This window comes from Methylophaga sp., from assembly GCF_030651745.1.
The window spans coordinates 46422-52738 of record NZ_JAUSCC010000013.1; the positions used below are offsets into that span (position 1 = coordinate 46422).

General features: G+C 45.7%; 7 protein-coding genes. 3 read left to right on the top strand and 4 right to left on the bottom strand.

All coding sequences use genetic code 11. The features are described 5' to 3' along the window. The first annotated feature begins 64 nt into the window (after window positions 1-64). Window positions 65-793 (top strand): proteasome-type protease, encoded by a 729-nt coding sequence (locus tag Q7V21_RS00920; protein WP_304915497.1) that lies wholly within the window; start codon window positions 65-67, stop codon window positions 791-793. A gap of 20 nt (window positions 794-813) precedes the next feature. Here the strand turns inward: Q7V21_RS00920 and Q7V21_RS00925 are convergent, their stop codons facing one another. From Q7V21_RS00925 to Q7V21_RS00940, 4 genes are all read right to left on the bottom strand, one after another. Continuing rightward, a complete protein-coding gene (locus Q7V21_RS00925) occupies window positions 814-1827 on the bottom strand; it encodes a putative zinc-binding metallopeptidase (RefSeq protein ID WP_304915498.1) in 1014 nt (337 codons plus the stop codon). Beyond that, window positions 1824-2765 (bottom strand): alpha-E domain-containing protein, encoded by a 942-nt coding sequence (locus tag Q7V21_RS00930; RefSeq protein WP_304915499.1) that lies wholly within the window; start codon window positions 2763-2765, stop codon window positions 1824-1826. The genes Q7V21_RS00925 and Q7V21_RS00930 overlap by 4 nt, the downstream gene beginning before the upstream one ends. Continuing rightward, window positions 2765-4225 (bottom strand): circularly permuted type 2 ATP-grasp protein, encoded by a 1461-nt coding sequence (locus Q7V21_RS00935; protein ID WP_304915500.1) that lies wholly within the window; start codon window positions 4223-4225, stop codon window positions 2765-2767. Before Q7V21_RS00935 ends, Q7V21_RS00930 begins: the two co-directional genes overlap by 1 nt. Before the next feature lie 115 nt (window positions 4226-4340). Next, window positions 4341-4835 (bottom strand): hypothetical protein, encoded by a 495-nt coding sequence (locus tag Q7V21_RS00940; protein ID WP_304915501.1) that lies wholly within the window; start codon window positions 4833-4835, stop codon window positions 4341-4343. 201 nt (window positions 4836-5036) lie between these two features. Between Q7V21_RS00940 and Q7V21_RS00945 the strand changes: the two genes are divergently transcribed. Beyond that, window positions 5037-6155: a porin gene (locus Q7V21_RS00945; protein ID WP_304915502.1), complete on the top strand. Its 1119-nt coding sequence runs from the start codon at window positions 5037-5039 to the stop codon at window positions 6153-6155. A gap of 46 nt (window positions 6156-6201) precedes the next feature. Continuing rightward, window positions 6202-6317 (top strand): acetamidase/formamidase family protein (locus Q7V21_RS00950; protein WP_304915503.1); only part of this gene is annotated, 116 nt, incomplete at its 3' end.

A 6317-nucleotide genomic window follows, 5' to 3' on the forward strand; every position in this document is an offset into this window, starting at 1 on the left:
TTATTGGGCATTGCTCTGCGACTCAATGTCGACTATCTTTGACAAGATTATTTCAGAGGCGTGTATGACCTATTGTTTAGCTATTACCTTAGATGCCGGATTAGTACTGACATCCGATTCCCGTACCAATGCTGGAATCGATCAGGTGAGTACTTATAGCAAAATGACACGTTTTGAGACTCACGCAGACCGGTCTTTAGTGCTATTGAGTGCAGGTAATCTGGCGACCACACAATTTGTGGTGGAGCAGATCCATCGTGATATACATGAAGGTCAAGCGAGAAATCTCAATACCTTGAGTTATTTATCGGATACCGCCGACTATATCGGTGAAATTCTCAGTAGTCGGATTCGCCGTTATTCTGAAAATGAAGCATCAGGTTTTGCGCCGGAAGCGACACTGTTACTTGCCGGTCAAATTCAGGGTGGTCCGCCACAGGCCTATATGATTTATCCGCAGGGTAATCACATAACCAGCTCTAAAGAGACACCGTATTTGCAGATTGGCGAAAGCAAATATGGCAAACCGGTTTTGGATCGTTTTATCAGGCCAGATACTTCTCTGCTGGATGCGGCAACCTGCTCTTTGATTTCAATGGACTCCACCATGCAAAGTAACGTCAGTGTCGGTCCTCCGATTGAAGTCTTAATGTATAAAAAAGACAGTTACACCCTGAGTAATCACTATCGCTTTGGCGTAGAGAACGCATACCTTATTGAGTTAAGGAAGGCCTGGGGTGATAAGTTGCGACAGGCTTTTACAGAAATGCCTCGCTTTAGCGAGCAACAATAAACAGGGCCCTAGGACCCTAGTTATCGATGCATTAAATCATGGATAAATTGCAGTTTTTTCTGGACTGCGGTGGAAACTACAAACGGATACGCATCGCCGTTACCGATACTTCGATTCAAAGCGTTTAACACTAATACCAGTTGCATCCATTCCGATAACCACAGGTGAAATTCCCGATCTGATTCTGGCGCTCGAATAACATCAAAAGCCACTGCGGTTTCCAGTGTTTCGTGCATTAACAAATAATGTGCCCAGGTTTCGGCCCAATCTTCCAGCGGATGTGCACTGGCATAAGCCGAAATAAACTCCTGCTGAAAATCTTCAGGTGGTCCCACCTCATAATAGTGTGCCAAGGCTTGTGGGTAATCAACGGTATCATCGCCAAATAACGCTCTGAAATCGTTATAGATCGAATGATTTTTAATCAGTTTATCCCAGTAAAAGTGACCGATTTCATGGCGGAAATGCCCTAATAAGGTTCGATAGGGTTCATTCATTGCCTCACGGGTCGCTTCACGATAGCTATTGTCAGCTTCAGATGCGTTTAAGGTAATCACCCCTGCGGCATGACCACTGAAGACTTGCTCATGACCGTCAATGGGATTACTTATCTGATCTTCCAGAAAATGAAACTGCAATCGCTGAATATCATCAACTGGCCAGTTATCAATCGGTAAGCCCAGCCGCAGCAACCCATAAAGCATCCTGCGTTTTGCTGCCTCTAATACTGACCAGCGCTTAACGTTATAAGGATAGACCTGATTGGGAATGACTCGCGTCAGTCGGCACGACAGACATTGAGTAAAATGATCATCAGTAGACAGCAACCAGTTGCACTGCATCTGATGCTGATGATGGACACAACGTTTATATCGTTTTTCCGGTGATTGCACCGAGCGAAACTGGCCTTTATAGGGTTCTATGCTGATGAGTTTTTGCTGCTCGGGATCAAAGCCTAAAATACTGTTACAGCTGTTGCAGTAAGTATTATCGAAAAAAATTTCTTGCCCGCAGTGGCAATAGAATCGTCTCATGCAACAGATCTATCTGGATGAAACCATTGTTGACTGATTTGACTGCTCAAATCTGCGAGCTTGGCCTGTAATTCATCCATACGTGTATGGATCATTTCGGCAGGCAGTTCATTCAGTCTTTCAGTAAATATTTCGGACATAAGTTTTTGATGATGTTCCAATGTTATGGTGGACTGCGGTAAAGGCCATATATAACGGCCAATCGCTTTCAACGAGAAGAACAATGACCGTGGAAATGCTTCGTCGCGTATTAAGAAGGTTAACACGCCATCAGCATTCATGGATGAGCTATGCGTCTGAGTGTACATCTGCTGAGCACTCAAAGCGCGTAATAAATGCGTCCAAAGAATACCTTCGGCCGCCCGCAATGATTCACTGCGATTTTCGGCCATCAACAGTGAGGTCATTTCCAGGATCCGGCTGGTCATATCCGCACGTTCCAGATGTTTGGCCGTTTGCATGAAATGATAAGCATGGTTACGGCTCATATGGTTAGCCAAGATGCCCCATACCGTCTGGCAGCGTTCCATAATAGTTAATAACAATTGCTGACGCCGCCGCCGATTACTGATGGCAGCCATTTCATTTTTAACCAGTAAATACAGCTCATTTACCTGTTCCCAGGTTTCTTCCGGCAGGATATCCAATGAAGTCCGGGCATTTTCTCGAACAGCTGACAGGGAATTGAGCAAAGAAATTGGATTGTTAGGTTCTGCGAGCAAAAATTGCATCACATTATTTTCATTAATCTGGTCAAAGTTAGCGTGATAGAACATGTCAGCATCAAAAATGGTGACCAGCGTAAACCAATCGATTTCGACATCCCGGGGTAAGTCCATCAATAACCCGGTGTGGACATTAATTAACCGGGCAGTATTTTCAACCCGCTCCAGATACCTTGCCAGCCAGTAAACCCGTTCTGCAACCCGCGACAACATTAGCTAAGCCCCCCAAAATATGAATCATCCACTATCCATGTGTCCTTACTGCCCCCACCTTGTGAAGAATTGACCACTAACGAACCCTTGACCAAAGCCACCCGGGTCAAACCGCCGGGTGTGACATAGTTGTTTTTACCGGACAGGATAAACGGGCGTAAATCCACATGGCGAGGTGCAATATGATCACCGCAGCTGGTGGGGGATACCGATAGTTTAAGGGTTGGTTGAGCAATATAGTTGTTGGGGTCGGCAATTAATAACTGGCGAAACTCTTCAATTTTTTCTTCACTGGAATGCGGTCCGACCAACATGCCATAACCGCCTGACTCATTGGCAGGTTTGACGACAAGTTCGGGTAAATGGTCGAGAACGTGCTGCAATTGGTCGGGATCTCGACACATCCAGGTTGGCACATTGGGTAATAAAGGTTCTTCATTAAGGTAATAACGAATCATTGCCGGCACATAGGCATAAATCACTTTATCGTCGGCCACACCGCAGCCGGGTGCATTGGCAATCGCCACTTTGCCTTCGCGCCAGGCTTGCATGATTCCGGGGATGCCCAAGGTGGAATCTTCGCGAAATACCAGAGGATCAATAAAATCATCATCAATGCGCCGATAAATCACATCGACCCGTTCCAGACCATGAATGGTCTTCATATAAACATAACCATCATTTGCAACGGTCAGATCGGCGCCTTCCAGCAGTGTTAGCCCGGCTTGTTGGGCTAAAGCGGCATGTTCAAAGTAGGCTGAGTTATAGATGCCAGGGGTCAGTAACACCATATTTGGTTGAGCGATATCCGGTGCCAGCGAGGCCAGCATTGCAGACAGGTGGGAAGGGTAATCATTGACCGGGCTTATATGCAGTAATTTGAATAATTCCGGTAATACACGTTTGGTGGTTTTGCGGTTTTCAAGCATATAGGCGACGCCGGAAGGCACCCGTAAATTATCTTCCAGTACATACATCGTACCGTTGTCATCTCGCACCAGATCGGAACCACAAATATGTGCCCAAACTCCGTGCGCCGGTTGCATGCCTTTACATTGAGGGCGGTAGCCTTTGGATTGCAGTACGACGTCTTCGGGAATCAATCCATCTCGAATGAAGTTGCCTTCATTGTAGATGTCATTGATGAACATATTTAAAGCACGAATGCGTTGCACCAGCCCCTTTTCGGTGCAGTCCCATTCGCGTTTGGGAATGATGCGGGGAATGATATCGAAGGGCCAGGCACGATCTATATTGCCTGCATCGCTGTACACCGTGAAGGTGATACCCCGTTCCAGAATCTCCAGTTCAGAATCGACAATGCGCTGCTCAAAAGCCTCTTTACGCATGGATTTCAGATAATCCAGCAACTTATAACTGAAGTGTCTGGGCTGATGCTGATCGTACATCAGCTCATCATAGAACTCACCGGGATCATAATCACGCCACAGCTGCATCATGCTCATTTCCCCTTCTTCGGATAGTAATGAAGGTGGGACTGCAATAGTTATGCCCTAATTCCAAACGGCTCTTATTACAGCCCACTCAACAATATTTAACGAGCGATATACAGCTTCATTGTTGTAACAGAGCAGCCCAGCCTTTTTTCTGCATGCAGCTCAATAAGCCACGTGTCACCAAACTCATATTGGCTTCAGGTGAATGGCCCTCGCCTAATTCGGCAGTACAGGATTCACTGTCTGCCATCAATTTTTGTGGGCCCGCACCCATCCGCCACCAGGAATTAACCTGTAATTTTTCCATAGGGTCGACAGGTTGATCTGTGGTTTCTTCCATAGCATCAGCTGCCACGGAAATCGTTTTAGTTTCACCACGACTCAGCGGAATCAGGGGTTTGTCAGCGCTTACTACTAACCAGCCCTGTTGTTGCAGACATTCATCAATCTCTTTTTCAGTCTTTGAAGCGGTTTCACAACGCTGTTTTTCACTCTGAAAATCTTTCGCGGTCGCACCGCGTTTATAGCTGAACTCACCACCGCAGCCTGACAGCAATAAAACGCTGCCAACCAAGCAGAGTGCACCAATAGTGGGAATGGATTGGTGTTTCATTTTTCCTCCTGAGCGATCTGTTGTTTGAAGACGTGCTCAAAGAGTAACTGAAACCCTACGTAAGCCATGTACGCAATTTGACGTATTTAAGCAGCAGACCCGGCTGACTAGTATTGCTCTCGAACTTAATGGTTGATGAGCACCGAGGCGAATTCAACAACGACACTTTTAATTCTGGTGAGATTTTCGGGAGAAGAAATAATGAAAAAACTGAACAAAGTCGCTTATCTGGTCGCCTTGGCCACAACCGCTACGCTGGCTCCAGTAGCCACAACCCATGCTGCAGGCACAATTACCTTTGGTGAAGATCAGTACATCAGTGTTGGTTTTGGTCTGCGTGGCAGCTACAGCAACATTGAAGATGCTGCAAATGATGGTGGCAACACCAATGATTTTGAATTGGATAGCGCTCGTTTGTATGTCTCGGGTTCTTTAAACAAATACATCAAGGGTATGTTTAACTCGGAAAAATCCGGTGGTAATGATTCATTCCAGATTATCGATGCTGCGGGTATTTTTCAATTCACCCCTGATATGGCGATTTGGGCCGGTCGATTCCTATCGCCCAGTAGCCGCGCCAATATGGCTGGACCTTACTACACCTCAGGTGATGGTTATTGGGCAAACATTACCGCTCGCTATGGTTGGAATGGCGGCACCATCGGCCGTGATGATGGTGTGGCGTTAGTCGCAACTGCCTTAGATCAACGTTTAGCTTATTCATTTGGTGTTTTTGAAGCTGACAAGATCTTTGAGTTTAGTGGTGTCGACGATGTCACCAATAATTCAGATCAAGATGATGAATTGATGTATGCCGGTCGTTTGCAATACAGCTTTTGGGATAAAGAGCCTGGTTATTACGGCACAGGTAACTATCTAGGTACTAAAGACATCTTCACCATTGGTATAGCAGGCCGTTATAAAGGTGATGGCGCCGCTTCAGCAACTGCAGTAGGTGACTACTCACAGTGGACAGTGGATTTACTGGTAGAGAAAAAACTTGCTGCGGGTGCTGTGTCACTTGAGGCCGCCTACTTCGATTATGACACTGATGATGTTTTCCTCTCAGAACAAGGTGAAGCCTATTACGTAAGTACTGGTTTTATCTTCAAGGAAAAAGTCGGTTGGGGTCAATTTATGCCATTCGTTCGCTACCAAAATTTTGATTCTGATGCTGGTGAAATCAAGCGTACAGATTTTGGTATCAATTACATCATTGATGGTTACAACGCATCCCTTACCGCCGTTTATCGCGATCTGGAAAGAGAAGGTTTAGCTGATCAAGATCAATTCGTAGTTTCAATGCAGCTGCAATTTTAATTCCCGGATTCAATAGCAAAACGTTTCTTCAACGTAGGAGATACAGATGAAAACCTTAGTAAAACTTGATTTAGATAAAAAACCCTGGGAACAGGACGGACAAATCCATAATCGCTGGCATCCTGATATTCCGATGATTGCCATGGTCAAACCGGGCGATGA

What these genes read in the sequence shown, in the direction of transcription:
- Q7V21_RS00940 (WP_304915501.1), bottom strand. Translation starts at nt 4,835, where the DNA reads ATGAAACACCAATCCATTCCCACTATTGGTGCACTCTGCTTGGTTGGC.
- Q7V21_RS00935 (WP_304915500.1), bottom strand. Translation starts at nt 4,225, where the DNA reads ATGATGCAGCTGTGGCGTGATTATGATCCCGGTGAGTTCTATGATGAG.
- Q7V21_RS00920 (WP_304915497.1), top strand. Translation starts at nt 65, where the DNA reads ATGACCTATTGTTTAGCTATTACCTTAGATGCCGGATTAGTACTGACA.
- Q7V21_RS00930 (WP_304915499.1), bottom strand. Translation starts at nt 2,765, where the DNA reads ATGTTGTCGCGGGTTGCAGAACGGGTTTACTGGCTGGCAAGGTATCTG.
- Q7V21_RS00945 (WP_304915502.1), top strand. Translation starts at nt 5,037, where the DNA reads ATGAAAAAACTGAACAAAGTCGCTTATCTGGTCGCCTTGGCCACAACC.
- Q7V21_RS00925 (WP_304915498.1), bottom strand. Translation starts at nt 1,827, where the DNA reads ATGAGACGATTCTATTGCCACTGCGGGCAAGAAATTTTTTTCGATAAT.